This window comes from Govania unica, assembly GCF_027920805.1.
GTDB lineage: Bacteria > Pseudomonadota > Alphaproteobacteria > Sphingomonadales > Govanellaceae > Govanella > Govanella unica.
In genome coordinates, this window is the sequence record NZ_JANWOI010000001.1 from 413,793 (window position 1) to 439,368 (window position 25,576).

The 25,576-nt window shown below is 60.7% G+C and carries 24 protein-coding genes; 14 read left to right on the plus strand and 10 right to left on the minus strand.

Going from position 1 to position 25,576, the window contains the following annotated elements; translation table 11 throughout:
• Window positions 1-78 precede the first annotated feature (78 nt).
• From NYP16_RS01830 to NYP16_RS01840, 3 genes are read right to left on the minus strand one after another with little or no spacing between them, the layout of a single operon-like run.
• The gene (locus NYP16_RS01830; RefSeq protein WP_274942402.1) at window positions 79-573 is read right to left on the minus strand and encodes a GNAT family N-acetyltransferase; all 495 of its coding nucleotides are present in this window, start codon (window positions 571-573) and stop codon (window positions 79-81) included.
• On the minus strand, window positions 570-3,350 hold the full coding sequence (gene polA, locus NYP16_RS01835) for a DNA polymerase I (protein WP_274942403.1): 2,781 nt from the start codon (window positions 3,348-3,350) through the stop codon (window positions 570-572). The genes NYP16_RS01830 and polA overlap by 4 nt, the downstream gene beginning before the upstream one ends.
• A gap of 9 nt (window positions 3,351-3,359) precedes the next feature.
• The gene (locus NYP16_RS01840) at window positions 3,360-3,539 is read right to left on the minus strand and encodes a zinc-finger domain-containing protein (protein ID WP_274942404.1); all 180 of its coding nucleotides are present in this window, start codon (window positions 3,537-3,539) and stop codon (window positions 3,360-3,362) included.
• Between the two features lie 171 nt (window positions 3,540-3,710).
• Here NYP16_RS01840 and NYP16_RS01845 point away from each other — a divergent pair, with 171 nt between their 5' ends.
• The gene (locus NYP16_RS01845) at window positions 3,711-4,646 is read left to right on the plus strand and encodes an ABC transporter ATP-binding protein (protein WP_429913138.1); all 936 of its coding nucleotides are present in this window, start codon (window positions 3,711-3,713) and stop codon (window positions 4,644-4,646) included.
• Between the two features lie 42 nt (window positions 4,647-4,688).
• Window positions 4,689-6,332 (plus strand): L-aspartate oxidase, encoded by a 1,644-nt coding sequence (gene nadB / locus NYP16_RS01850; RefSeq protein WP_346742448.1) that lies wholly within the window; start codon window positions 4,689-4,691, stop codon window positions 6,330-6,332.
• Between the two features lie 9 nt (window positions 6,333-6,341).
• On the opposite strand, the gene NYP16_RS01855 is transcribed toward nadB, so the two are convergent.
• Complete coding sequence (locus tag NYP16_RS01855; RefSeq protein WP_274942407.1) at window positions 6,342-6,698, minus strand: DUF2794 domain-containing protein; 357 nt, start codon at window positions 6,696-6,698, stop codon at window positions 6,342-6,344.
• A 480-nt stretch (window positions 6,699-7,178) separates the two neighbouring features.
• Here NYP16_RS01855 and htpG point away from each other — a divergent pair, with 480 nt between their 5' ends.
• Both htpG and NYP16_RS01865 read left to right on the plus strand, forming a co-directional pair.
• Window positions 7,179-9,056, plus strand: a complete 1,878-nt coding sequence (htpG, locus tag NYP16_RS01860; RefSeq protein WP_274942408.1) for a molecular chaperone HtpG — start codon at window positions 7,179-7,181, stop codon at window positions 9,054-9,056.
• A gap of 517 nt (window positions 9,057-9,573) precedes the next feature.
• Entirely contained in the window at window positions 9,574-10,371 is a 798-nt protein-coding gene (locus NYP16_RS01865; protein WP_274942409.1) for a hypothetical protein, read from the plus strand.
• Here the strand turns inward: NYP16_RS01865 and NYP16_RS01870 are convergent.
• Both NYP16_RS01870 and acnA read right to left on the minus strand, forming a co-directional pair.
• On the minus strand, window positions 10,358-11,188 hold the full coding sequence (locus tag NYP16_RS01870; RefSeq protein WP_274942410.1) for a DUF1223 domain-containing protein: 831 nt from the start codon (window positions 11,186-11,188) through the stop codon (window positions 10,358-10,360). The two genes, NYP16_RS01865 and NYP16_RS01870, sit on opposite strands and share 14 nt — an antisense overlap.
• 123 nt (window positions 11,189-11,311) lie before the next feature.
• Entirely contained in the window at window positions 11,312-13,996 is a 2,685-nt protein-coding gene (gene acnA / locus NYP16_RS01875; RefSeq protein ID WP_274942411.1) for an aconitate hydratase AcnA, read from the minus strand.
• 261 nt (window positions 13,997-14,257) lie between these two features.
• Between acnA and ccmA the strand changes: the two genes are divergently transcribed.
• From ccmA to NYP16_RS01925, 10 genes are all read left to right on the plus strand, one after another.
• Complete coding sequence (gene ccmA, locus NYP16_RS01880; protein ID WP_274942412.1) at window positions 14,258-14,908, plus strand: heme ABC exporter ATP-binding protein CcmA; 651 nt, start codon at window positions 14,258-14,260, stop codon at window positions 14,906-14,908.
• Complete coding sequence (gene ccmB, locus NYP16_RS01885) at window positions 14,905-15,570, plus strand: heme exporter protein CcmB (protein ID WP_274942413.1); 666 nt, start codon at window positions 14,905-14,907, stop codon at window positions 15,568-15,570. Before ccmA ends, ccmB begins: the two co-directional genes overlap by 4 nt.
• A gap of 53 nt (window positions 15,571-15,623) precedes the next feature.
• Window positions 15,624-16,367 carry a heme ABC transporter permease gene (locus NYP16_RS01890; RefSeq protein ID WP_274942414.1) on the plus strand — a complete coding sequence of 248 codons (744 nt, stop codon included), beginning with the start codon at window positions 15,624-15,626 and terminating at the stop codon, window positions 16,365-16,367.
• The gene (gene ccmD, locus NYP16_RS01895) at window positions 16,364-16,576 is read left to right on the plus strand and encodes a heme exporter protein CcmD (RefSeq protein ID WP_274942415.1); all 213 of its coding nucleotides are present in this window, start codon (window positions 16,364-16,366) and stop codon (window positions 16,574-16,576) included. The genes NYP16_RS01890 and ccmD overlap by 4 nt, the downstream gene beginning before the upstream one ends.
• Complete coding sequence (ccmE, locus tag NYP16_RS01900; RefSeq protein ID WP_274942416.1) at window positions 16,563-17,045, plus strand: cytochrome c maturation protein CcmE; 483 nt, start codon at window positions 16,563-16,565, stop codon at window positions 17,043-17,045. The genes ccmD and ccmE overlap by 14 nt, the downstream gene beginning before the upstream one ends.
• Window positions 17,042-19,009 (plus strand): heme lyase CcmF/NrfE family subunit, encoded by a 1,968-nt coding sequence (locus NYP16_RS01905; protein WP_274942417.1) that lies wholly within the window; start codon window positions 17,042-17,044, stop codon window positions 19,007-19,009. Before ccmE ends, NYP16_RS01905 begins: the two co-directional genes overlap by 4 nt.
• Before the next feature lies 1 nt (window position 19,010).
• On the plus strand, window positions 19,011-19,541 hold the full coding sequence (locus NYP16_RS01910) for a DsbE family thiol:disulfide interchange protein (protein WP_274942418.1): 531 nt from the start codon (window positions 19,011-19,013) through the stop codon (window positions 19,539-19,541).
• Window positions 19,538-20,005: a cytochrome c-type biogenesis protein gene (locus NYP16_RS01915; RefSeq protein WP_274942419.1), complete on the plus strand. Its 468-nt coding sequence runs from the start codon at window positions 19,538-19,540 to the stop codon at window positions 20,003-20,005. Before NYP16_RS01910 ends, NYP16_RS01915 begins: the two co-directional genes overlap by 4 nt.
• A complete protein-coding gene (gene ccmI, locus NYP16_RS01920) occupies window positions 20,002-21,108 on the plus strand; it encodes a c-type cytochrome biogenesis protein CcmI (RefSeq protein WP_274942420.1) in 1,107 nt (368 codons plus the stop codon). Before NYP16_RS01915 ends, ccmI begins: the two co-directional genes overlap by 4 nt.
• Before the next feature lie 86 nt (window positions 21,109-21,194).
• Complete coding sequence (locus NYP16_RS01925) at window positions 21,195-21,518, plus strand: hypothetical protein (protein WP_274942421.1); 324 nt, start codon at window positions 21,195-21,197, stop codon at window positions 21,516-21,518.
• 160 nt (window positions 21,519-21,678) lie between these two features.
• Here NYP16_RS01925 and NYP16_RS01930 read toward each other — a convergent pair whose 3' ends face one another.
• The 4 genes from NYP16_RS01930 to dapF are packed head-to-tail and all read right to left on the minus strand — an operon-like array spanning window position 21,679 to window position 25,331.
• Entirely contained in the window at window positions 21,679-22,242 is a 564-nt protein-coding gene (locus tag NYP16_RS01930) for a septation protein A (protein ID WP_274942422.1), read from the minus strand.
• A gap of 2 nt (window positions 22,243-22,244) precedes the next feature.
• Entirely contained in the window at window positions 22,245-23,189 is a 945-nt protein-coding gene (ftsY, locus tag NYP16_RS01935) for a signal recognition particle-docking protein FtsY (protein WP_274942423.1), read from the minus strand.
• Entirely contained in the window at window positions 23,182-24,468 is a 1,287-nt protein-coding gene (gene mtaB / locus NYP16_RS01940; RefSeq protein WP_274942424.1) for a tRNA (N(6)-L-threonylcarbamoyladenosine(37)-C(2))-methylthiotransferase MtaB, read from the minus strand. The genes ftsY and mtaB overlap by 8 nt, the downstream gene beginning before the upstream one ends.
• Window positions 24,465-25,331 (minus strand): diaminopimelate epimerase, encoded by an 867-nt coding sequence (dapF, locus tag NYP16_RS01945; protein WP_274942425.1) that lies wholly within the window; start codon window positions 25,329-25,331, stop codon window positions 24,465-24,467. The genes mtaB and dapF overlap by 4 nt, the downstream gene beginning before the upstream one ends.
• Window positions 25,332-25,576 lie beyond the last annotated feature (245 nt).

Sequence of the window (25,576 nt, forward strand, 5' to 3'; positions counted from 1 at the left end):
GGGCCTCAACACCAGCCGCTAAAACCTACCCGTTCGTGTTGAGGAGCGCAGCGTCTCGAAACACGAAGCCGCACAGAATCAATCAACCACCCGCTGCATGAAACAGGCATCTTCGCCGTAGCTTTTGAGCTTTTCGGCGAGCTCGGGCGTGCTGTAGGGGGTGAATCCTTGCCGGGCCCAGTATCTGTCTGCGCCGGCGATGGCGACGAGTGACAGATTGGGTAATCCGGCTTTGCGCGCCTCGCTGGTCAGGTGGTCCAGGATCGCGGCCGCATGGCCTTGACCGCGGGTCTCCGGCAGCAGTGCCACATCGTGGATGTAATAGGTGCTCGGCTGCGCGGGCAGGCTGCCGAGAAAACTGTCTAGCGCGGGTGGTTTGCCGAATTCGGAGGGGTGGCTGATGGCATAGCCGACGATCTGCCCGGCGCTGGTTTCAATCACCAGACAGCCGGATGGATATAACGCGAGCCGTTCGCGCAGTACCTCGGGACGTTCCGGATGGGCGCGATGAATGTCGTTGCACAGGCGGCCAACGATTTCCATATCGCCAATCTGCATGAGGCGCAGGATCAATGGGCTTCGTCCCAGTTATCCCCGACGCCGCAATCGACCACGAGGGGCACGCTCAAATCGATGACCGGTTTTGCGGCATTCTCCATCACCTGGCGGATGACGGGAATGCTGGCGTCGATTTCATTTTCGGGCACTTCGAACACCAGTTCGTCATGCACCTGCAACAGCATGCGTGCCTTCAGTCCGGCCTCGTCCAGGGCTGCGGGCATGCGGATCATGGCGCGGCGGATGATGTCGGCGGCCGAACCCTGGATGGGGGCGTTGATGGCCGCGCGTTCGCCAAAGCCGCGTTGGGCCGGGACTTTCTCGCGCAGGGCCTGGATATGGCAGCGCCGCCCGAACAGGGTGGTGACAAAGCCATGGTCGCGGGCGAAGGCCTTGGTGCGGTCCATATAGTCGCGGATGCCGGGGAAGCGTTCGAAATAATTGGCGATATAGGTTTGCGCTTCACGCTGCGGCACGCCTAGCTGACGGGCGAGGCCGAAGGCGGAAATGCCATAGATGATGCCGAAATTGATCGCTTTGGCCTGACGGCGCACCGCCGGGTCCATGCCTTCGATCGGCACGCCGAAGACTTCGGAGGCGGTCATGGCATGAATGTCGAGCCCCTTGGCGAAGGCGTCCTGCAATTGCGGAATGGCGGCGATATGGGCAAGCAGCCGCAGTTCGATCTGGCTGTAATCGGCGGCGATCAGCTTATGGCCCTTTTCAGCCACGAAGGCGCGGCGGATTTTACGGCCTTCCTCGGTGCGGATCGGGATATTCTGCAGATTGGGATCGTTCGATGACAAGCGCCCGGTAGTCGTCGACGCGAGCGAATAGGACGTGTGAATGCGATCCGTTTTCGCGTTGATTTCCGCCTGCAGGGTATCCGTATAGGTGCTTTTCAGCTTGGCGATCTGACGATAGTCGAGAATGCGGGCGGGCAGGTCGTGGCCCGCGTCGGCGAGTTCCTCAAGCACATCGGCGCTTGTGGTATAGGCGCCGGTCTTGCCCTTTTTGCCGCCCGGCAATTTCATTTCATCGAACAGAATATCGCCAAGCTGCTTGGGCGAATTCACATTGAAGGGCCGACCGGCCAGGCGCTCGATCTCGATTTCATATTCGGCCATGCGGGTGGCGAAGTCATTGGACAGCCGGTTGAGCACATGGGCATCAACCTTGATCCCGGCGCGCTCCATCTCGGTTAGCACATGGGGCATGGGCCGTTCGAGAGTCTCGTAAACGGTCACAAGCTTTTCGCTGGCCAAGCGCGGTTTCAGCAGCCGGTTGAGCCTGAGCGTCATATCCGCCGCTTCACAGGCATATTGGGTGGCCTTATCGATCGTCACGCGGTCGAAGGCAATCTGAGCCTGGCCGCTGCCCTGCAGTTCCTTGAGGGTGATGGACTTATGGCTGAGATGGAGGGCCGCGAGTTCGTCCAGGCCATGGCCGTGGAGTCCTGCCTCCAGCACATAGGATATGAGCATGCTGTCATCGAGCGGGCTGATCTCGATATCATATTGGCCAAGGATCAGCAGATCATCTTTGATGTTCTGCCCGACCTTGAGCACGCCCGGATCGGTGAGCAGCGGGCGCAGCCGGTCCAGAACCGTATCGCGGGATAATTGCACCGGGGCGCTGGCGCCATCGAAATCAAAGCCACCACCGGCGCTGCCGTTGTTGTGACCGACCGGGATGTAACAAGCCTGTCCGGGCTCGACGGCCAGAGAAATACCGACAAGTTCGGACCGCATGGTGTTGAGGGTCGTGGTCTTGGTGCGGAGGGACAGCGTCCCGGCGCTTTGAGCGCGGGCGATCCAGTCATCAAGGATGGCCAGATCTGTTACGGTTTCGTAACGGATTTCGGCTGGGACGGCCCCGTTTTCTTCCGACGGATGGTCATGGGCGCCTGAGCCCAGATGGGTGGCGAATTTGGCTTTGAGCGCCTTGAACCCCTGAGCGTCGAGAAACGCCAGCAAGGGGCCGGCCTCGATCTCGCGCACAGCCAGTTCGGCGAGTGGCGGAATGTCCGTCATATTGGTCTTGAGCGTCACCAGCTGCAGGCTGATGCGCGCGAGATCGGCGTTGGCGAGCAATGATTCGCGGCGTTTCGGTTGTTTGATCTCGCCCGCGCGGGCCAGAAGCTCCTCAAGGCTGCCATATTCGGTGATGAGCTGCGCCGCGGTTTTGACGCCGATGCCGGGAACGCCCGGGATATTGTCCACGCTGTCGCCGGCAAGCGCCTGCACATCAACCACTTTTTCAGGCGGCACGCCGAATTTTTCAAAGACGTCGGTGGGGCCGAGGCGCTTGTTCTTCATGCTGTCGAACATGGAGACGCCGGGGCCGATCAATTGCATCAGGTCCTTGTCGGACGAGACGATGGTGACGTCAAAGCCCTGTTTGCGGGCTTCGGTGGCATAGGTTGCGATAATGTCGTCGGCTTCGAACCCGGCGAGTTCGATCATCGGCAGGTTGAAGGCCTGCACCGCCTCGCGCACGATGGGGAACTGCGGGATGAGATCGTCGGGCGGAGCGCTACGATTCGCCTTATAGTCGGGGTAAAGCCCGTTGCGGAAGGTTTGCGACCCCTTGTCGAGGATGACGGCGAAATGGCTTGGCCGGTCGGCTTCCTTGCTGTCTTCAAGGAGCTTATAGAGCATGGTGGCAAAGCCATAGACCGCATTGACCGGCGTTCCATCCGGCCGCGTCAGGGGCGGCAGGCCGTGATAGGCGCGGAAAATGAAGCTCGATCCATCGACGAGATAGAGATGACGGGGGTCCTGGGCGCTCATAACTCGCGCCTAAGCCGCTTTGGGGGCGGAGGCGTCGAACAGATACAGGCGGTCGCAATAGGGGCATTCGACGCGGTTGTCGCTGCCGAGATTGAGATAGACGCGCGGATGTCCAAGCGCACCTTCGCCACCGTCACAGGAGACCGCATGACTGCTGACAAGGACTGTTTCGGGGGCTTCCTGGATCATGATGTCCGCTTCCTTTTCCGCTGCTTTATTCGGGGCCGGTCCGTTTTTGGCGGGTCTTGCCCTCAGGGATGGTCAAGACTGCATATTGACCGCCTCATTGCGCGGATGATACCGATTGTCCCTCCATAATCAACAAGAGCCTCGTGGACCATGACCGCTGCCGATCAAACTATGAACGCTGAAAACGCGATCGAAATCCGGGGACTCGAAAAAACCTATGCCGGGACCAAGGATTCAGAGCCGAAACAGGCCCTGAAAGGCATCGATCTGACCGTGCGGCGGGGGGCTATGCTCGGGCTGCTCGGGCCGAACGGGGCGGGGAAGTCCACCTGCATCAATATTCTGGCGGGGCTTGTGCGCAAGACCGGGGGCACGGCGCGGGTCTGGGGCTTTGATATTGACGAGAATCCGCGCAATGCCAAGGCCGCCATCGGCGTGGTGCCGCAGGAACTTTATTTCGACGCTTTTTTCACCCCGCGCGAGATGCTTGAACTGCAGGCCGGGCTTTACGGGGTGCCGAAGTCTGAACGCCGCACCGATGAAATTCTCGCCGCCGTCCGGCTCAGCGATAAGGCCGACGCCTATGCGCGCACCCTGTCTGGCGGCATGAAGCGGCGTTTGCTTGTGGCCAAGGCCATGGTGCACAGCCCGCCCATTCTGGTGCTTGATGAACCGACGGCGGGGGTCGATATCGAACTCCGCCAGCAGCTTTGGGACTATGTGCGGGAGCTGAACCGGGCTGGCGTCACTATCGTGCTGACCACGCATTATCTTGAAGAAGCCGAAAAGCTCTGTGACGACATCGCCATCATCAACAATGGCGAGGTGGTGGCTTGCGAGCCGACGGCCAAGCTATTGTCGCGAATCGATGAAAAGGTCGTGGTGCTGAGGCTGGATGGCGACCCCGTGGGGCGGCCGCTTGGGCTTGACGGGTTCCGGCTCGATTATCGCGGCGGCAGTGATGTGGCGGTGCATTACACCCCATCGAGCGGCGTGATCGGGGGCATCATGGACAGCGTGCGCGCGGCCGGGTTCAGCATTCTCGATGTGACCACCGAACAGGGCGATCTTGAGGATATTTTCCTGCAATTGACCCGTGCTGCCTGATAACGAGGGGCTGTTATGTTATCGAATCATAAAGGGCGGGCCATGGATCAGGGGCTTGAGTTCGACGTGCTGGTGATCGGCAGCGGGGCGGCGGGACTGTCGCTCGCGCTCAAACTTGCCGACACGGTGCGCATTGCCGTCATTTCCAAGGGCTCCATCAGCACCGGATCGACGCTTTGGGCCCAGGGCGGGATTGCCGCCGTGCTCCATGACAAGGATACGGTCGAATCGCATGTTCAGGATACGCTGATCGCCGGAGCCGGGCTTTGTAACGAAAAGACCGTGCGCTTCGTGGCTGAAGGCGGGCGTGCCGCCATCGAATGGCTGACCGGCGAAGGGGTGCCCTTCAGCCATCGGGAGGCCCCGCATCCGGACGAATATCACCTGACCATGGAGGGCGGTCACAGTCATCGCCGCATTGTCCATGCTGCTGATGCCACCGGCCGCGCGGTCCAGCTGACCCTGGAGGCGCGGGCGCGGACGCATCCGAATATCCATCTTTTTGAAAATCACATGGCGGTCGATCTCGTCACCCATGGGACTGGCGCGGCGCGGCGCTGTATCGGCGCTTATGTCTATGATGAGCATGCCGACCGGGTGGAGCTCATTCGTACTCGTGCCACCGTGCTGGCCACCGGCGGGGCAAGCCGGGTCTATCTCTATGCCACCAACCCTGACGGCTCGACCGGAGACGGCATTGCACTCGCCTGGCGTGCGGGGTGCCGGGTGGCCAATATGGAATTCAACCAGTTCCACCCGACCTGCCTCTATCACCCCGAGGAGCGCACGTTCCTGATATCCGAGGCGTTGCGAGGCGAGGGAGCGCGGCTCATGTTGCCGGACGGCAGCTATTTCATGCAGCGCTTCGACAAGCGGGCCGATCTCGCGCCGCGCGATATCGTCGCCCGCGCCATCGACCATGAAATGAAGCGCCTGGGATCAGAATGCGTCTATCTCGATATCACGCATCAGTCGGCCGATTTTATCATGGGCCATTTCCCGACCATCTATAATCGCTGCCTGCAACTTGGGATCGATATCACCAAGGAACCGATTCCGGTGGTGCCTGCGGCCCATTACACCTGCGGCGGAGTGATGACCGATCTTGAGGCGCGCACCGACCTTACCGGTCTTTATGCCGTGGGGGAGGTGACCCATACCGGGCTTCATGGCGCCAACCGGCTGGCCTCCAATTCGCTTCTGGAATGTTTTGTGTTCGCCGCCGCCGCCGCCCGTCATATCGAGGCGACCATTGATGACGTGCCGGTTCCGCCTGCCGTCAATCTTTGGGATGAAAGCCGGGTGACCGATTCGGACGAGGAAGTGGTGGTGGCCCATAACTGGAAAGAGCTGCGCCAGTTCATGTGGGATTATGTGGGCATCGTGCGCACCGACAAACGGTTGGAGCGGGCGCATCACCGGGTCGAGCTGCTCGCGTCGGAAATTCGCGATTATTATACCAATTTCCGGGTCACCAAGGATCTGCTGGAACTGCGCAATCTCGTGGTTGTGGCCGATCTCATGGTGCGTGCGGCCATGGCCCGGAAGGAAAGCCGCGGCCTCCATTTCACCGCCGATTACCCGCAATCCCAAGCCGGGGTGCCGCAAGACACGGTGCTGGTCCCGACGCCGCGGGGACCAGCCCGGGGCCTGGAGCTTAACCTTAATCTTAACCTTCTGTCTTAGTCCCCCGTCTTAGCCCTCTATGGCCTTGATCAGTTTGCGTTCCAGAATGCGGAGCGCAGCCTCAAGCTCGTGGCCACGTTTGAGGATCTGGCCGCCAAGGCCATAAATCGTGTAAGCGCCTTGCTTCTGCGCGAGTTTCGGCGATTTGACAATGCGATAGAGCGGGACCTCACTGGTGCGGCGAAAGATCGAGAACACGGCGATCTCGCGGTTCATGTCGATGGCATAATCACGCCATTCTCCCGCCGCGACCATCCGCCCGTAAAGACCAAGAATGCGAGACAGTTCTTCGCGGTCAAAATAGACCGTATCCTGCTTGTGGGACGGCAGGGAGCCTGGGAATATGGCGACGGTACTGTCGGTCATGGCACCTCGTGGCGGCAAGGAACATGGCTTATTTTGCGCCTCTCTCCGGCTTGGCGCAAGCTGTCTCCGACTGCATTCCAGAAATAGGATGTGCCTATTTCTCCTATTGCGAGAATTTTCGTGCTTGCCCTTAGAATACCTCGGGTTTGCCGCAAAAAGGTCTGATTCAGGGCCCACTGCCGCCGCAATGAGGGGGCAATCTTAAGATACTGAAAACCTCCTTAATACGGTTAGTTCGGTTGCCGCTTCGGGGAATTGCCCCCCTCCCCCCCCATTCCTCGGACGGCAACCGGGCTTCTTCTTTCAGAACTCTCCCCTCGTTTCTTAATCTTGGCAGGCTGGCTTCTTTTGAGGCCGGTCGCTTTTGCCGTTTCATATTTCTGCTTACAAAGAGGCGGTTACGGCTTGACGATTGCGCGGGAAGACCCATATGGGATTGACCTGTGTCCTTGATTTTCAATTCCAGAAACGAGTATCGCTATGACGCAAACGGATACGCTTGAGCATCATGGTTTTCAGGCAGAAGTGGCGCGGCTTCTGCACCTCATGGTTCATTCCGTCTATTCCGAGCGGGAAATCTTCCTGCGCGAGATCATTTCGAACGCCTCGGATGCCTGTGACAAGCTGCGCTATGCTGCCCTTACAGACTCCGAGCTTCTGGAGCCGGGGAACAAGGATTTTGCCATCACGGTCACTGCCGACGCCACGGCGCGCACCCTGACCATCGCCGACAACGGCATTGGCATGACCCATCAGGAGCTGATCGATAATCTCGGCACCATCGCGCGTTCGGGCACCTCGGCCTTCATGCAGGAACTGTCCGGCGATGAGCGCAAGGACGTTAATCTTATCGGCCAGTTCGGGGTCGGATTTTATTCGGTGTTCATGGTCGCCGACCGGGTCGAGGTGACGAGCCGCCGCGCGGGTGCGGAGGAGACCTGGATCTGGGAATCGGCCGGTACCGGGGAATTCACCCTCCGTCCCGGCGCTCGCGATCATCGCGGCACCAGCATTGTTCTTCATATCAAGGAAGACGCTACCGAGTTTCTGGAAGAGGTCCGGCTGCGCACCATCATCAAGACCTATTCAGATCATGTGGCGGTGCCGATCATTCTCAGCACCAATGCCGGGGAGTCCGATGCGAGTCAGGTGAACACCGGCGCGGCGCTCTGGACGCGGGCGAAATCCGATATCACTGAACAGCAGTATAAAGAATTTTACCATCATGTGGCCCATGCCATGGACGATCCGGCCATGACGCTGCATTACCGTGCCGAGGGCACGCTTGAATATAATGTGCTGTTATATGTGCCGACGCGGCAGCCGTTCGATCTGTTCGATCCGGCGCGCAAGTCGCGGGTCAAACTGTTCGTCAAGCGCGTTTTCATCGCCGACGATTGCGAAACCATGCTGCCGCCCTATCTGCGGTTCCTGCGCGGGGTGATTGATTCAGAAGATCTGCCGCTCAACATCAGCCGCGAGATGCTGCAGAACAATCCGGTGCTGGCCAAGATGCAAAAGGCCGTCACCAATCGCGTGATCAGCGAGTTTGAGAAAAAGGCGCTGTCGGATCCGGACGGCTTCAATGCCATCTGGGACAGTTTCGGCGCGGTGATCAAGGAAGGCATTTACGAGGATTTCGAGCGCCGCGATCAGATTCTGAAACTCGCCCGCTTCCATTCCACGACCGAGAGCGGCTGGGTCACGTTAGACCAGTATGTGGCGCGCATGAAGCCCGATCAGACAGCGATTTACGTGCTGACCGCCGACAACCTCGAGGCGGCGCGACGCAGCCCGCATCTTGAAGGCTTCCGCGCCAAAGGCGTCGAAGTGCTGTTGATGGTCGATCCCGTCGATGATTTCTGGCTCACCGGCGTCAATGATTTCGCCGGCAAACCGATCAAGTCGGTGACCCGCGGCGGTTCGGATCTTGCAGGCATCAAGGGCGCGGACGAGAAAAAATCCGATCCGGCACCGGCCGGGATGACGGAGCTGATTGCGGCATTGAAGGACCATCTGAAAGACGTGGTTAAAGATGTGCGCAGCACCGACCGGCTGAAGGAAAGCCCGGTTTGTCTGGTGGCGGACGACGGCGACATGGATATGCATATCGCGCGGCTGTTGCAACAGAACAAGCAGCTCGGCAACATGAACCCGCGCATTCTGGAACTCAACCCGGAGCATCCGTTGATCCGGGCGCTTGCCGCACGGGCCAAACAGGATGGTGCCTTGGATGCGCTCGAAGACGCGGGGCATCTGTTGCTGGATCAGGCTCGCATCCTTGAAGGCGAAACACTGCCCGACCCGACCGACTTCACCCGCCGCCTGACCGCAGTCATGGCCCGGGCGTTCGGTTAGGGTCCCCACATGTTATACATTGTCATTGCCGGGCTTGACCCGGCAATCCATTTTGCCAGCGCTCGGTTGGAGGGGGCATGGATTACTGGGTCAAGCCCGGTAATGACAATTGGGGGTTGCGGTTGGAGCGTCTGCCCTGTGCCTGACAGAAAGATGCGGACAAGTGCCGCCGTGTCTGTTGTTGGATCAAGCCGGAAACGCTTCCGATCTCACCGTCATCACTCGCGGTGACGTTCGGGTAAGGGCTCCACAAACACATTGTCATTGCCGGGCTTGACCTGGCAATCCATTTTTCCGCCGTTCGGTTGGAGGAGGCATGGATTGCCAGGTCAAGCCCGGTAATGACAATTTCTGTGCCAGACTGGAACGTTTCACCGCCGGACTGTAAGGGCTGTTTGACACAAAGATGTTTTGAGCCGGGCGCCTCAAGGTCTTCTGAGCTGTATATCAAGTTGTTGAATTGTTGGCATGACCCTTGCGTTAATTTTTGATTAACGGAAGCTTGAGGCGGGTTGTCATGCGATGGTTGTCAATTCATAGAGTGCTTGCAAAAGGCTGGGGCGCTGTGTTCCGGGATCGCCGTGAGTTTGTCCGTCTGGCCGCCTTGCCCGCGCTCCTGTGGTTATTCGTCAAGGCTTTGGGAGCCTTGTTGCCAGCGCAAGACGGCGGGCCCACTCTTCTTGATCTTCTGGCCAGTGCTATTTTGACGCTGTTTGTTATCGACTGGTTCCGTTTTTCACTTGCTGCGGGCGTGACCCCTGCTGGCGCTGATGCGCTCACTCTGGCTGAGGTTCGGGCCCATCCGGCGCGCAGTTTCCGTCGCGGCGGGCGGGTGGTGGCCACTGTGGTGTTGCGGATTGTCATGGTCGTGCTAGCCGGGACGGCTATTCTGTTGCCGCCGACTTTTGTGCTGGCGGCGGGCTCGCTTGCGGTGAGCGGGCAATTGGGTAATCAGGCGGCGACGGGTGCTGCCGTGTCCATGGCCATGCCGCTTGCGGCGTTGCTGGCTTCGCCGCTTCTGGTGCGCTTTTATGTTTATTATGCGGCGTTGGCTGCCGGGCGGTCCGATGTGCGGGCGCGCGATGTGTGGCGCTGGTCGCAGGGGAAAAGCCTGTGGCTTCTGGCCTTGCTCGGACTTTCCCTTGGACCTGGAATTGCGGCGCTCTGGCTTGCCGCTCAGGTGACAGGCTATGGGGCGGTGGCCGCCTATATTATGGCCATGCCGGTGTTTTTTCTGTCGCTTGGGGTGATGGCCTCGGTCACGGCCAAGGCCATAGCCGGGCTGGTGCTGCCGCCGGTGATTAACGCCGGCTGACTTCGAGCGGCGCGTCGATATGAGCATCGAGCGCGAGCGGCCGCAGCGGATGTTCTGCAGCGGCGATGATGAGGCCGCTATCGTCATATTGCACCAGCACGGCGATGCCGTCGGCGTCGGCGGCGCGCAAGGTGACGACATCAGCTGAGAAATTTGCCTTTTTGCCGGTCCATTCGCCAAGCTTGCCGCTTGTCAGCACCACATTGTGATAGCTGAGCATCTGGCCTTTGTTTTCCCCACGCTCCACCAGCACCGTGCGTTCCCGGGCAAAGCCCACGAGCCAGACGCTGGCCGTTTCCGGCAACTTGGCCTTGCCAAGGGACACCGTCAGGCGATTGCCCTTGAAATGGAATTTGATGGGGTAGGTTTCGCTGGTTTTGAGACTTTGCTGGCTGGTCACCAGATTGATCACATCTTCGCGACGGGAGCCGATGGCTTCGACCGTGCCTTGAACGATGACCTGCGGGGTATAGACGCCGCTCAATCCCAACTTGCGGTTATAGTTGCGTTGGCGTTCGGTATGCTCGGGCTTGCCGAAGGTATCGCGCCAGCCAAGATAGTCCCAATAATCAATCGACCAGCTGAGCGGCAGGATGCCCGGTTGGTTGACCATCTCAGCCAACAATTTGTCAGCCGGAGGACAGGCGCTGCAGCCCTGACTTGTAAACAGTTCAACAACGGTGATCGGAGAGGAAATTACAGGGAAAGATTTCCCCTCGCCGGCGGCCCAACTGCTGTTTGAGCCGACGGCGAGGGTCGTCAGACAGGAGACGATGAGGAGGTAGTACGGAATGACGAATCTGGTCTTACAGAACATACTAAAACCCTACTCCATTTACTCAGCGGCGTACCAATCACAGCTTGGTGAGAAGTGTAAATAATAGAAAGGCGTCGGCTCAAAAGCCGACGCCTGCCAATTTCAAGAGTAAGTGTTCGTAGATCAGGCCGCAAGACCACGCAACACAAAGTGGAGAATTCCACCGTTACGGTAGTACTCCACTTCATTCGCCGTATCGATGCGGCAGAGCGTGGTGATGGTCTTTTTCGTCCCGTCTTTATAAGTGATGGTCACTTCGATATCCTGACGCGGCAGAATATTGCCATCGATGCCGGTGATGTCGAAAATTTCCTCACCCGTGAGACCCAGAGTCAGGGCATTTTCACCGTCCTTGAAGGTGAGCGGCAAGACGCCCATGCCGACGAGGTTCGAGCGGTGAATACGCTCGAAGCTTTCGGTGATGACCGCCTTGACGCCAAGAAGGAACGTGCCCTTGGCCGCCCAGTCGCGTGACGAGCCGGTGCCATATTCCTTGCCACCAACCACGACAAGCGGGGTGCCGGCGTCTTTATAGGCCATGGCGGCGTCATAGATGGACATCTCGGCGCCGGTCGGCTGGAACTTGGTCACGCCGCCTTCGGTGCCCGGAGCCATCTGGTTGCGGAGACGGATGTTGGCGAAGGTGCCGCGCATCATGACCTGATGGTTGCCGCGACGTGCGCCGTAACCATTGAAGTCCTTGGGGTCAACGCCCTTCGAGATCAGATACTGACCGGCCGGGGTGTTGGCCTTGAACGAACCGGCCGGAGAAATATGGTCGGTCGTGATGGAATCTCCGAGGATGGCGAGCGGACGCGCGCCGGTGATGTTGGAGATTTTGTCGATGGTTTTGGTCATGCCCTCGAAATAGGGCGGATGCTGGATATAGGTCGACTCCGGATCCCAGTCATAGGTCTCGCCTTCCTTGACCTCGATGGCCTGCCAGGCTTCGGTGCCCTTGAACACTTCGGCATAGCGTTCGATGAACATCGGGCGGGTGACAGCGCTTGCGACCGTTTCCTGGACTTCGGCGTTCGAGGGCCAGATGTCTTTCAGATAGACCGGATTGCCGTCCTGATCCTGACCGAGCGGATCCTTGGTGATGTCGATCTGCATGGAGCCGGCGATGGCATAGGCGACCACGAGCGGCGGCGAGGCGAGATAGTTCGCCTTGACGTCCGGGGACACGCGGCCTTCAAAGTTGCGGTTGCCCGAAAGCACGCCCGCAGCCACAAGATCGTTGCTGTTGATGGCTTCGGAGATTTCCGGGGCAAGCGGGCCGGAGTTTCCGATGCAGGTTGTGCAGCCATAACCCACAAGGTTGAAGCCGATGGCGTCGAGATCAGCCTGAAGCCCGGCTTTGGCCAGATAGTCGGTGACCACTTGCGACCCTGGCGCGAGCGAGGTCTTGACCCAGGGCTTTACCTTGAGACCCTTTTTGACCGCGTTGCGGGCAACGAGACCGGCGGCCAGCATCACGCTCGGGTTCGAAGTGTTGGTGCAGCTGGTGATGGCGGCGATCACCACGTCGCCATGGCCGATCTGGAAGTTGCGGTCCTTGACGGCAACCCGACGGTCGATTTCCGCACCCTTGCCATAGCTGTTCTGCAGATGGCCGACAAATTCCGGGGCAGCGTGCGACAGGGAAACGCGATCCTGCGGACGCTTCGGACCGGCAAGCGACGGCTCAACGCTGGTGATGTCGAGGCCGAGGCTGTCGGTGAAGATCGGATCCGGGGTGTTGGCGTCGCGCCACAGGCCTTGGGTCTTGGCATAAGCCTCCACCAGTGCGATGCGGTCATCGGCGCGGCCCGAAAGCTTGAGATATTTCAGGGTTTCCGCTGAAATCGGGAAGAAGCCGCAGGTAGCGCCATATTCCGGAGCCATGTTGGCGATGGTCGCCATGTCGGCGAGCGAGAGTTGGTCGAGGCCAGGACCGTAGAATTCGACGAATTTGCCGACCACGCCCTTTTTACGCAGCATTTCGGTGACGGTGAGCACGAGATCGGTTGCGGTCGTGCCTTCCTTCAGCTTGCCGGTCAGCTTGAAGCCGACCACTTCCGGAATGAGCATAGACACCGGCTGGCCCAGCATGGCCGCTTCGGCTTCGATGCCGCCGACGCCCCAGCCGAGAACGGCGAGACCGTTGATCATGGTGGTGTGGCTGTCGGTGCCGACGCAGGTGTCGGGATAGGCCACTTCGACGCCATCGACGGTCGCAGTCCAGACGCACTGGGCCAGATATTCAAGGTTCACCTGATGGCAGATGCCGGTTCCTGGCGGGACGGCGCTGAAATTGTCAAACGCGCCCTGACCCCAGCGCAGGAACTGATAGCGCTCGCCATTGCGTTCCATTTCAAGGTCAACGTTTTCCTTGAACGCGAGCGTGGTGCCAAATTTATCAACCATGACCGAATGGTCGATCACGAGATCGACAGGGGCCAGCGGGTTGATCTTCTGGGCATCGCCACCGAGTTTCTTCACGGCATCGCGCATGGCGGCAAGGTCGACCACGGCGGGGACGCCGGTGAAGTCCTGCATCAGCACGCGGGCCGGACGGTAATTGATTTCACGGTCGGAGCGGCCGGTCTTCTGCCAGTCCACAAGGGCCTGAATATCATCGCGGGTGACCGTATCTCCGTCCTCGTGACGCAACAGGTTTTCAAGCAAAACCTTGAGCGAGAATGGCAGGCGGGAAATATCGCCTAGCTGTTGAGCGGCGGCTTCAAGGCTGTAATAGGCGTAGGGCTTGCCATTTACCTGAAGCTCACGGCGGGTTTTGAGGCTATCCGATCCGACGGTGGACACTGGTCTGTCTCCTTCTGCGAGGGGGGTCCTTGTTATTGACGGCGCGCTGCCTGCGAGACGTGGAAGGCGCGGAAAGCGCGCGCGCGCATACTGCGGTGTAATGCCCGAAATCCCCCGCTTTGCCAAGGGAAAAGGGGGAAAGTCGGGACTTTCGCTGGCAGGCGACGGATGCTAAGTCATGAGGCGTGGAAAAGTCTATCATACCCGGTGAAGCTTGGGCACATGACGGGATGCGAGTTGAGGCGGTAGAAGGGGTCATCGGTGACGGGCAGAATTGAAGGTGACCGACTCGCCTGCGAGCGGGGGGGGCGGCGGGTGTTCGAAGGGCTGAGTTTTGCCCTTGAGTCCGGCGCGGCTCTTGTTCTTCATGGTCCGAATGGAAGTGGCAAATCCTCTCTGCTGCGTCTGGTGGCCGGGCTCGCTGAGCCTGCGGCCGGGACGCTGACGCGGAATGGGGTGGCGCTTGCGGACGATCTCGATGGGCATAAGGCCGATCTCCGCTATGTGGGTCATGCCCTGGCGCTCAAACCCATGCTGACCCTTGCCGACAATCTGACTATCTGGGCCGAGCTTTACGGCGTTTCCGATCCCGCTGGGGCCGTGCGGCGGGCTTTGGCTACGGTCCGGCTTGAGCCGCAGGCGGATCTTGCCGCCCGGGTGCTGTCGTCGGGGCAGCAACGGCGGGCGGCGCTGGCGCGGTTGTTTCTGGCTCCGGTATCGCTCTGGTTGCTGGATGAGCCAACGGTGGGGCTCGATACGGCGGCGCGTGCATTGTTGGCCGGGCTTATGGCCGATCATCTGCGGGCGGGCGGCATGATTTTGACGGCGACCCATCAGGACCTTGGGCTGCCGGAGGCGGCGCGGCTCGATCTCGGGCAGTTTGCGCCGCAATATTGGGATGAGGAGCTATGAGCGTCGCCCTGAAGATTGTGCGTCGCGATATGCGGCTCGCCTGGGCCCAGGGCGGCGGGGCCTATCTCGCCTTGGCCTTTTTCGTCATCACCGTGACCTTGTTTCCGTTCGGGGTCGGGCCGGAGCCCGGGATGCTCGCCCGAATCGCCCCCGGTGTTTTATGGGTTGCGGCGCTGCTCGCCTGCCTGTTGTCGCTCGACCGGCTGTTCGCGGCTGATTACGAGGACGGCAGTCTTGAGGGGCTGGTGTTGTTGCCCGAGCCCTTGAGTCTGGTGGTCGGGGCCAAATGTCTGGCCCATTGGTTGTCGACCGCTCTGCCGCTTATTCTGATCGCGCCGTTCCTTGCCATGATGCTTAATCTTGAACCGGCGGCTTATCCGGTTTTGATGCTGAGCATGCTGATCGGCACTCCGGGCTTGAGCGCCATCGGGGCTGTGGGGGCGGCGCTTACGGTCGGGTTGCGGCGGGCGGGGGTGCTGATTGCGCTGATTGTCCTGCCGCTCAATATCCCGATTCTGATCTTCGCCGTGGCGGCGACCGAGGCGGCGCGCAACGGGTTTGACCCTCAGCCGCATTTGATGTTGCTCGCGGCTTGTTCAATCTTTTCATTGGTGTTCGGGTTGTGGGCGGCGGCGGCGGCCTTGAAAGTCAATTTGGAGTGACTTTTGCGCCCGCAGCCTTATGATGCGCCACATCTAGGTTTTTGAGCGACGGTATGTATAAATACGCCAACCCGGCCGAGTTCCAGCGTTTGGCTCAAGCGATCCTGCCTTGGGCAGGCGGCTTGACCGTGATTTTATTCGTGGCCGGTCTCTATTTTGCCCTTTTCGCCTCGCCTGCGGATTATCAGCAGGGCGATACCGTGCGCATCATGTATCTGCATGTGCCAGCGGCCTGGATGGCGCTTTTCACCTATATGGTGATCGCCGGGGCCAGTATCACCAGCCTGATCTGGAAGCATCCGCTGGCCGATGTGGCGGCGCGCGCTGCGGCGCCGATCGGGGCCGGGTTCACGGCGCTGGCACTGCTGACCGGCATGTTCTGGGGCGAGCCCATGTGGGGCACCTGGTGGGTGTGGGACGCGCGGCTGACCTCGTTCCTTGTGCTGTTTTTCATTTATCTTGGCTATATCGCGCTGTGGGACGCTATTGATAATCCGGTAACGGCGGCGCGGTCGGCGGCTATTCTGGCCATTGTCGGCATGGTCAATATTCCGATCATCAAATTCTCGGTCGACTGGTGGAATACGCTGCATCAACCGGCGAGCGTGTTCAAAATGGGCAAGCCGACCATCGACACAAGCATGCTGATCCCGCTGTTCCTGATGTTTCTGGCGTTCAACGCCTATTTCGTGACCATGCAGCTGTGGCGCATGCGGGCCGAGCTCAATCTGGCCAAGATTCGCGCGCTTGAAGCCGCAGCGCGGGCCCGGGCCGAACGGGCGGAGGAGGCTCTATGAGCGATTTTTTTGCCATGGGCGGCTATGGTTTTTATGTCTGGGGCAGCTATGGTGCGGCGCTTTTGATCGTTGGCGGACTTGCGGGTCTGAGTTGGTGCAGTCTGCGTGCGTCGGCATCCCGGCTTGAGGCGCTCAGGCAGGCGGCCCCGCATCGGCGTCGTAAGGCCCCGCATCGGCGCCATAAGGAGAGTGGGCATGGCGCTCAGTAGACAGGCGCTGGCCAAACGCAAACGCATGACCATTGTGGCTCTGGCGGTGCTGGCTCTTGGGGTGGCGGTGGCGCTGGTGTTGTCGGCCATGCGCGACACGGTGGTGTTTTTCTACAGCCCGAGCGAAGTGGCGGCGCGCAAAAGCGATCCGGCCTTGAACCTGACCGAGCGCAATTTTCGCATTGGCGGTCTGGTCGAAGGCGGCTCGGTCAAGAAACTCGAAGGCGGCAAGACTACGGAATTCGCCGTCAGTGACGGAGCCGAACTGCTGACCGTGCGCTATACCGGGCATCTGCCGGATCTGTTCCGCGAGGGCCAGGGCATTGTCGCTGAAGGCAGGCTTGATGATCACGGGCAGTTCATCGCCTCGGAAGTTCTTGCCAAACATGATGAAAAATACATGCCGCCCGAAGTGGCGGACGCCTTGAAGAAGGCCGGGCGCTGGAAAGAAGGCGAAGTCACTCCATGACGGCTGAAATCGGACAATTTGCGCTGTTGCTGGCTTTGGTGCTGAGCGCCTTGCAGGCGAGTCTGCCGCTTTATGGCGCCGCGCGCGGCAATGAGCGGTTGATTGCGCTCGCGCGGCCTTTGGCCTTTGGCCAGTTCTTCTTTGTGGCGGTGGCCTTTGCCATGCTGACGCTGGCCTATGTGCGGTCGGATTTTTCGCTGATGGTGGTGGCGACCAATTCCCATACCGCGAAGCCGATGCTGTACAAGGTGGCGGGCGTCTGGGGCAATCACGAGGGCTCGCTGTTGCTGTGGGCGCTGATCCTTGCGTTGTTCGGGGCTGCGGTGGCCTTGTTCGGGCGGCGGCTTCCGGCGGCGTTCCGGGCGCGGGTGCTGAGCGTGCAGGCGATGATCGCCTTCGGCTTTTTGCTGTTCATGGCGCTCACCTCCAATCCCTTTGAGCGCCTGTTTCCGGTGCCGCCTGAGGGCAATGGCCTCAATCCGCTGTTGCAGGACCCAGGCCTCGCCTTTCATCCGCCGTTTCTTTATCTTGGTTATGTGGGTTTTTCGATCGCCTTTTCCTTCGCCATTGCCGCGCTGATCGAAGGCCGGGTGGACCCGGCCTGGGCGCGCTGGGTGCGGCCCTGGACGCTTGCGGCCTGGGTTTTCCTGACCATCGGCATCGCCCTTGGCTCCTGGTGGGCCTATTACGAGCTTGGTTGGGGCGGCTGGTGGTTCTGGGATCCGGTTGAGAACGCCTCCTTCATGCCCTGGCTTGCGGGCACGGCGTTGCTGCATTCGGCCATCGTGGTCGAAAAGCGCGACAGCCTGAAAAGCTGGACCATTTTGCTCGCCATCGTCACCTTCTCGCTCAGTCTTCTGGGCACCTTTATTGTGCGCTCGGGCGTCATCACCTCGGTTCATGCTTTTGCGAGCGATCCGGCGCGTGGCGTGTTTATTCTGGTGTTCCTCGTGATCGTGGTCGGCGGCAGCCTTGCGCTTTATGCCGCCCGCGCTGGAACTCTTGCGCCGGGTGGGCTGTTCGAACCCTTGAGCCGCGAAGGCGCGCTCGTGCTCAATAATCTGCTGTTGTCGACGGCGGCGGCCACGGTGCTGGTGGGCACGCTCTATCCGCTGTTTCTGGATGTGGTGACCGATACCAAGGGCACCGTCGGGCCGCCCTATTTCAATGCGGTGTTCATCCCGCTGATGGTTCCCCTGATCGCGGCGCTCGGAATCGGGCCTTTGCTCAGTTGGAAACGGGCCGATGTGCCGGGGGCGTTTCAGCGGCTGTATCTCGCGGCCGGGATCGCTATTGTGGCGGTGCTGGCTATTGCGGTGGCAATCGGCGGGCTGTCGGCGCTTGGGGTGCTTGGTCTTGTGCTTGGGCTGTGGCTGATCGCGGCGGCGCTTACGGATGTGATCATCCGCATCCGCATGTTTGCGGGCGGCGGGATCCTCCGCCGCATGATCCGGCTGCCGCGCTCCCAGTGGGGCATGACCTTTGCGCATCTCGGGCTTGGTGTGCTGGTGCTGGGCATCACGGCGGTCACCAGCTGGCAGCAGGAAAAGCTTGCGGTCCTTCATGTGGGCGACAGCATCACACTTGCCGGGTATGAGTTCAAACTGACCGAAGTCGCGCCGGTGCCGGGGCCGAATTACACCGCCGTTGAAGGGCGCTTTGATGTGACCCGCAACGGCCGCGCCATCACCAAACTTCGGCCGCAGTCGCGGGCCTTCGTCAATCCGCCCATGATCACCACCGAGGCGGCCATTTACCCGACCTTGATCGGCGATCTTTATGCGGTGATCGGTGCGGCGTCGGCTCCGGGTACCTGGTCGGTGCGTATTTATGTCAAACCGATGCAGGGCTGGATCTGGATCGGGGCCTTGCTGATGGCGTTCGGCGGTATGGTGTCGCTGACCGATCGCCGTTATCGCATTGGTGCGCCCGCACGACGTGCGCAACCGGCGGAGGGGCTCTGACATGCGGTTCAAGTTTCTGGTGCCGCTTCTGGTATTTGTAGCTGTGGCGATGGCGTTGTTTGTCGGGCTGTTTCTCAAACCGGCCGAGGTGCCGTCGGTTCTGGTTGGCAAAAGCGTGCCGGAATTCTCCCTGCCGCCGTTCGAAGGTGCGCAAAAGGGCCTGTCTAGCGCTGACCTTAAGACCGGGCAGGTCAGCATCGTCAATGTCTTTGCCTCCTGGTGCGTGCCCTGCCGGGTCGAGCATCCGCAATTGATGGCTCTGGAGAAAACCGGCGTGCCGATTTACGCCATCGCCTATAAGGACCGGGCCGAGGCCGTGCGCAATTTCCTCACGCCGCTTGGCAATCCATTCCGCAGCATCGGCGATGATCGGAGCGGCCGGGTCGGTATCGATTGGGGCGTCTATGGCGTGCCGGAGACCTTTATCGTCGCCGGGGACGGCCGCATTGTTTACCGTCATGTGGGGCCGATCATGGAACAGGATATCGCCGACAAGATCATGCCTGCGATTGAAAAGGCCAAGACGTCATGAAGCGACTGATCCTGATGGCAGGCTTTGCGCTTTGGGCAACGGCGGCGTTGGCCGTCGGCGTTGACGAACAGGTGCTGCCCGACCCGGCGCAGGAATCGGCGGCGCGCGACATCATGAAGGATGTCCGCTGTCTCGTTTGTCAGAACCAGTCGATTGAGGATTCGGACGCCGATCTCGCCCGCGATCTTCGCGCCATCGTGCGCGAGCGGGTGGCGGCGGGCGACGATGTGGCGGGGGTGAAGTCTTACCTGACCGCGCGTTATGGCGACTGGGTCTTGCTGCGGCCGCCATTTAATGGCCGCATGCTGGCGCTGTGGCTGGCGCCGTTTTTGATCATGGTCGGGGGTGGCATCGCCATTTATCGCCGCACGCGCATAAGGCGCGCGCCGCCCCCGCCCTTGAGCCGCGAGGAAGAAGCACGCTTGCGCGATCTGCTGTCAGACGGGCCGGAGGAGAAATCATGAGTTCGGCCATGATGTGGGGGGTTTTTGCCCTGATGGCGTTGCTCGCGCTCGGGCTTGCGACCTTGCCCTTGTGGCGGCGGCCGCGGGCTGTGGCCGAGGCTGATCGGCTCACGGTCTATGGCCGCCAGCTTGCTGAGCTTGAGATGGAAACGAAACGCGGCTTGCTCACGCCCGAGGCGGCGCAAGCGGCCCGGCTTGAGATCGAGCGGCGGATTTTGCGCTTGAATGAGACGGCTGTGGTGCCGAATGCGGGCGGCAAAGGCCTTCTGGCCGGTGCGGCGGTGACGGCGGTGGCGGGTGCGTTCGGGCTCTATCTCTGGCTCGGTCATCCGGAACTGCCGGATCATCCGGCTGAGGTCGCGGGCGCGATGGAGCTTAAGGGCACGGCGGCGGGTGAGCCGACCTTGAATGCGCTGCTTGATCGCCTGATTGCTTATCTGGATACAAACCCGGATGCCATGGAAGGGTGGGAGCATTTGCGTCGGGCGGCCCTGTCGGTCGGGCGCGGGGCCGATTATGCGGCGGCCCTTGAACGCGGCGTGCGGACGCGGCCCGAGAATGTTGATCTGCGCGTGCTCTATGCCGAAAGCCTCATTTTTATGGGGCAGGGGCAGGTGAGCCCGGCGGCGCGGCTTGCGCTCACACAGGCGGATGCTTTGGACCCGAGCCATCCGGCGCTGCGCTATTACACCGGCCTTGCGCTTTTGCAGGACAACAGACCGGCCGAGGCTGAGGCGCTGTGGCAGAAATTGCTTGATGAGGCTCCGGAAGGGGCCGAATGGCGTGGCCAGATTGCCGAAAAAATTGCCGAGGCGCAGGCGGCGCAGGGCAAATCAAGCGCGGCATCCGCCATCGCGGCGCTGCCCGCTGACCAACAGACGCAGCAGATCAGGGGCATGGTCGAAGGGCTTGCCGCCAAGCTCGAAGCGGCCCCCGATGATGCGGGGGGATGGTTGCGGCTCGGCCGCGCCTGGCGCGTGCTCGGGGAACCGGCGAAGGCCCAGGTGGCGCTTGCACGCGGGCGGGCGATTGCTGAAAAGGCCGGGGATAAGGCGTTGATGGCGGACTTTGCCGCCGAGGCCGAAAATCTGGCAAAGCCCTGATTTTTGTGAAAATTCTTGGCGATATTTACCGCTCGTTAACGAGGCTGTCGTCATAGTCTGGGCATCTCGATCAGACTCTGGCGCTTATGAAAATCACACCGGACAGTTCGCTTTTCACAGCTCTCTCCAATCTGCCGTCACAGGCGGATGTGCGCAAGCGTGCCGGGCAGAATCAAAATCAGATTGGTTCGAAGGATGAGCTGGTCCGCCGGGCGCTGTCGGATGGCAATCTGCGTCAGCAGGCCGTTAAACGTGCAGCCGATATCCGGGCGGCGGGGCAGTCCCAGACAGTCGATACAACGCAACGCGGCAGCGTCAGCCGGGAAGTTCCGTTCGCCGCCCCTGACAGTGCCAGTGGCACCGCGCCACAGTTCCGGCGACTCGGACAGCTCGTCGATCTCCGCGTCTAAACTGCAGTTGTTTGGTTTATTTTCCGGGCTTACCCAATTGCCGGGAGCGTATGCGCTGAATGGGCGGGAGTCTGTGCGGGACACGGAGGTTATTCCTCCCCTTTGCCAATCTTGCGCAGGTTTAAAGATATCCCACTGTGATTGCCGGCAATGACAACTGTTATTCAGCCGGTTTGTCGCTGTCGTCCGCCGGGGTGTGGCGCTGGATGAGCGGCAATTGCAGCATGGCGAAGACGAAGCTCAAGGGCAGGAACAGGACAATCTTGGAGGTGATCCAGGTCTCCGTCGAAGTCAGACGCCAGACCACTTCGTTCAAGCCTGCCATGGTCAGGAAAAACCAGGCCCAGCGGCGGGTCATGAGGGCCCAGCCTTCATCGCTCAGGGTCGGGAATGAGCTTCCCATGACGATCTTGAGATAGGGCTTGCGGGTCCACAGGCCGAAAAACAGCGCGCCGCTGAACAGGGCATAAAGAATGGTCGGCTTCAGCTTGATAAAAAGCTCATTCTCGAAAATCAGCGTGGCGCCGCCAAAGATCAGAACCACCGCGCCTGACACCCAGAGCATGACCGGAATGCGGCCGGCGGTGAGGCGGGCGGCGATCATGGCGATGAGGGTCGCCACCATGAAGGCGGCGGTCCCGGCGAAAATGCCGAATTTGCTGTTGACCGCGAAAAAGGTCACCAGCGGGCCGAGTTCGATCAACAGTTTGATGAGTGCCTGCATGGTTACATGTCCTCGATGCCGACGAGTGCGCGGGCAAATGTTTCGGGTGCGAAAGGATGCAGATCCTCAACGCTTTCGCCGACGCCGATGGCATGGATGGGCAGGCCGAATTTTTCACCCAAAGCCACGAGAACGCCACCCTTGGCGGTGCCGTCGAGCTTGGTCATGACTATGCCTGAAACATCGGCGACGTCACGGAAGACCTGGGTCTGATTGAGCGCATTCTGGCCGGTGGTGGCGTCGAGCACCAGAATGACATCATGGGGCGCCGTGGGGTCAAGCTTGCGGATGACGCGCACCAGTTTGGCCAGTTCGTCCATCAGCCCTGATTTGTTCTGGAGCCGGCCTGCGGTGTCGATCAGCAGCACATCGATCTGGTCTTTTTGGGCGGCCTCAAGCGCTTCATAGGCGAGGCCCGCCGCATCGCCGCCGACTTTGGAGGCGATGACGGGCACGCCGGTGCGGGTGCCCCAGATCTGCAATTGTTCAATGGCGGCGGCCCGGAAGGTGTCGCCCGCGGCCAGCATGACACGCTTGCCCTGATCCTTGAACTGACGGGCGAGCTTGCCGATGGTGGTGGTCTTGCCCGATCCGTTGACGCCGACCATCAGGATCACATGTGGGCGGTTGGCGCTGTCGATCACCAGCGGCCGGGCCAGCGGTTCGAGAATGGCGGTGACTTCGCGGGCCAGCACATCCTGCACTTCGCCGGGTGAAATATCCTTGTCATAGCGGGTTTTCGCCAGATGGGCGGTGACGCGCGACGCCATGGCGACACCGAGATCGGCGGTGATCAGCAGGTCTTCAAGCTCCTCAAGCATAGCGTCATCAAGCTTGCGCTTGGTGAAGATGCCGGTCAGTCCTTCGGAAATCACGGTTTTGGAACGGCTCAGGCCCGCTTTGAGGCGTTGCAGCCAGGAGCGTTTTTCAGGCGTGCTGTCAGTCATTCAGTGTCTCGATTGTCCCAAGGAGCGTCGTGCCCGCGCGGGAGGTGAGGCGGGCGCTGATAAGTGTGCCCGGTGCAAGGTCGGCGGCGATTTTAACCGGGGCGAAATTGGCGGCATGGCCGATGACGGTGCCGTCCGGATCGGCGCGTTCGATCAGCACATGAGCCAGCCTGCCGATCTCGCGGTCCAGAAAGCGATCCAGCTGCTGATCGCCCAGGGCGCGCAGCCGGGCCGCGCGTTCCTTGCGGACGGCTTTCTCCACCTGCGGCATTTTGGCGGCCGGTGTGCCATGGCGTTCGGAATAGGGGAACACATGGAGATAGGTGAGGTCACATTCGGTCACGAGGGCGAGGCTTTGGGCGAACATGTGCTCGGTCTCGGTCGGGAACCCGGCGATGATGTCGGCGCCGAAGGCAATTTCAGGCCGGGCCGCCTTGACGGTCTGGCAGAATTCTATGGCCTGCTCGCGGTTGTGGCGGCGCTTCATGCGCTTCAGGATCATATTGTCCCCGGCCTGCAGACTGAGATGCAGATGCGGCATCAGGCGCGGCTCATGGATGATGAGATCCATCAGCGCCGGTTCGACCTCGATCGAATCGATGGAGGAGAGGCGAAGGCGCGGCAGATCTGGCACGAGGTCGAGGATCTTGCGGCAGAGCGTACCCAAGGTCGGCGTGCCCGGCAGATCGGCCCCGAAGGAGGTGATATCGACGCCCGACAGCACCACTTCGCGATAGCCGCGGGCGACCAGGGCCTGCACTTCGCGCACCACTTCGCCCATGGGGACGCTGCGCGAATTGCCACGGCCGAACGGGATGATGCAGAAGGTGCAGCGGTGGTTGCAGCCGTTCTGGACCTGCACGAAGGCGCGGGCGCGGTCGCCGAAGCCGTCCACCAGATGGCTTGCGGTTTCGGTCACCGACATGATGTCATTGACGATGACGCGTTCGCTTTCGCCCATGCCAAAGGCCATGTAGCTTTTGGCGTCGAGCTTTTCCGTGTTGCCGATGACCTGATCGACTTCGGTCATGGCGGCGAAGATTTCGGGTTCGGTCTGAGCGGCGCAGCCGGTGACAATGATTCTGGCCGCCGGGTTTTCGCGCCGGGCCTTGCGGATCGCCTGCCGGGCCTGACGAGTGGCCTCGGCAGTGACGGCGCAGGTGTTGAAGATGATGGCGTCATCAAGCCCCGCAGCGGTCGCGTGTTTCTCCATCACCGCCGACTCATAGGTATTGAGGCGGCAGCCAAAGGTCACGACTTTCGGGGCAGGCATGGTCATAGGGTGTCACCCAACGGGAAGGCCCCACGGAACACAAGGGCGGTGGGACCGGTCATCAGTACATGAGTATCGTCTTCCCGCCACTGAAGCTCAAGCTCCCCGCCGTCCATGACGATGGTGGCCCGGCCGTCGGCAAGTCCGCGCCGGGTGGCGGCCACAATCACGGCGCAGGAGGCGGAACCACAGGCAAGAGTGATGCCCGCCCCGCGTTCCCACACCCGGACCCGGATGCGAGTATGGTCCTTGGCGCGGCTCATGAGGGAGGCGACGCTGACATTGACGCGTTCCGGAAACAGCGGGTTATGCTCAACACGGGGGCCGATGTCAGGGAGATCAATGGCTTCGGCGTCGGCCACGAAAAACACTGCATGGGGATTGCCCATATTGACGCCGACCGGGGCCACCAGTTGATGGCCGGCTTTATCTGCGAGCTGCAGATCGATATCGCCACTGTCCATGGCGCGGGCGAGCGGGATTTCCGTCCAGTCAAGGCGCGGCACCCCCATGTCGACGGTGACGCGGCCATCGGGCAGGCGGGTGCAGGCAAGCAGCCCGGCCAAGGTCTCGATCACCAGCTGATCGCCGCCGGTTTCGTCAAGCACCAGCGCTGCGACACAGCGGGTCGCGTTGCCGCAGGCCCCCGATTCGCTGCCGTCGGGGTTCTGGATGCGCATGAAAAGGTCGGCTGTGCTCGAAGGCTCAAGGGTGATGACCTGATCGCAGCCAACGCCGAAATGGCGGTCCGCGACGCGGGCCGCCTGTCGGGGAGACGGACGAAATCCATCCTCGCGACCATCGAAAATGACAAAGTCATTGCCGAGGCCGTGCATTTTCACAAAATCGCGGGTGTCATGCTTGCTCATATCCCGGTTTATATGGGGACGGGCGGCGAAAATCCAATGAAAAGCCGATTTTCTGTTTTGGCTTGAGCGGATGACAGTCCGGCGGTGCTTGGCTTCATCTTGCAAAGGTCGGTCGCTTAAGCCCCGGCAGCATGGTGGCCTATGCTTAACTTTCGAGGGATAAAGTCTATGCCTCTTTGTTTAAGTGGAATTAGAATTTAATTAATACATCAATTTGCATAATCCCACCCTGCATGGGTGCAATG

Coding starts and splice junctions, on each gene's coding strand:
- NYP16_RS01890 (WP_274942414.1), top strand. CDS start 15,624: ATGTATAAATACGCCAACCCGGCCGAGTTCCAGCGTTTGGCTCAAGCG.
- mtaB (WP_274942424.1), bottom strand. CDS start 24,468: ATGACCATGCCTGCCCCGAAAGTCGTGACCTTTGGCTGCCGCCTCAAT.
- NYP16_RS01915 (WP_274942419.1), top strand. CDS start 19,538: ATGAAGCGACTGATCCTGATGGCAGGCTTTGCGCTTTGGGCAACGGCG.
- ccmI (WP_274942420.1), top strand. CDS start 20,002: ATGAGTTCGGCCATGATGTGGGGGGTTTTTGCCCTGATGGCGTTGCTC.
- dapF (WP_274942425.1), bottom strand. CDS start 25,331: ATGAGCAAGCATGACACCCGCGATTTTGTGAAAATGCACGGCCTCGGC.
- ftsY (WP_274942423.1), bottom strand. CDS start 23,189: ATGACTGACAGCACGCCTGAAAAACGCTCCTGGCTGCAACGCCTCAAA.
- NYP16_RS01870 (WP_274942410.1), bottom strand. CDS start 11,188: ATGTTCTGTAAGACCAGATTCGTCATTCCGTACTACCTCCTCATCGTC.
- NYP16_RS01910 (WP_274942418.1), top strand. CDS start 19,011: ATGCGGTTCAAGTTTCTGGTGCCGCTTCTGGTATTTGTAGCTGTGGCG.
- NYP16_RS01855 (WP_274942407.1), bottom strand. CDS start 6,698: ATGACCGACAGTACCGTCGCCATATTCCCAGGCTCCCTGCCGTCCCAC.
- polA (WP_274942403.1), bottom strand. CDS start 3,350: ATGAGCGCCCAGGACCCCCGTCATCTCTATCTCGTCGATGGATCGAGC.
- ccmB (WP_274942413.1), top strand. CDS start 14,905: ATGAGCGTCGCCCTGAAGATTGTGCGTCGCGATATGCGGCTCGCCTGG.
- htpG (WP_274942408.1), top strand. CDS start 7,179: ATGACGCAAACGGATACGCTTGAGCATCATGGTTTTCAGGCAGAAGTG.
- ccmE (WP_274942416.1), top strand. CDS start 16,563: ATGGCGCTCAGTAGACAGGCGCTGGCCAAACGCAAACGCATGACCATT.
- NYP16_RS01865 (WP_274942409.1), top strand. CDS start 9,574: ATGCGATGGTTGTCAATTCATAGAGTGCTTGCAAAAGGCTGGGGCGCT.
- nadB (WP_346742448.1), top strand. CDS start 4,689: ATGGATCAGGGGCTTGAGTTCGACGTGCTGGTGATCGGCAGCGGGGCG.
- NYP16_RS01925 (WP_274942421.1), top strand. CDS start 21,195: ATGAAAATCACACCGGACAGTTCGCTTTTCACAGCTCTCTCCAATCTG.
- NYP16_RS01840 (WP_274942404.1), bottom strand. CDS start 3,539: ATGATCCAGGAAGCCCCCGAAACAGTCCTTGTCAGCAGTCATGCGGTC.
- NYP16_RS01845 (WP_429913138.1), top strand. CDS start 3,711: ATGAACGCTGAAAACGCGATCGAAATCCGGGGACTCGAAAAAACCTAT.
- ccmD (WP_274942415.1), top strand. CDS start 16,364: ATGAGCGATTTTTTTGCCATGGGCGGCTATGGTTTTTATGTCTGGGGC.
- NYP16_RS01930 (WP_274942422.1), bottom strand. CDS start 22,242: ATGCAGGCACTCATCAAACTGTTGATCGAACTCGGCCCGCTGGTGACC.
- NYP16_RS01905 (WP_274942417.1), top strand. CDS start 17,042: ATGACGGCTGAAATCGGACAATTTGCGCTGTTGCTGGCTTTGGTGCTG.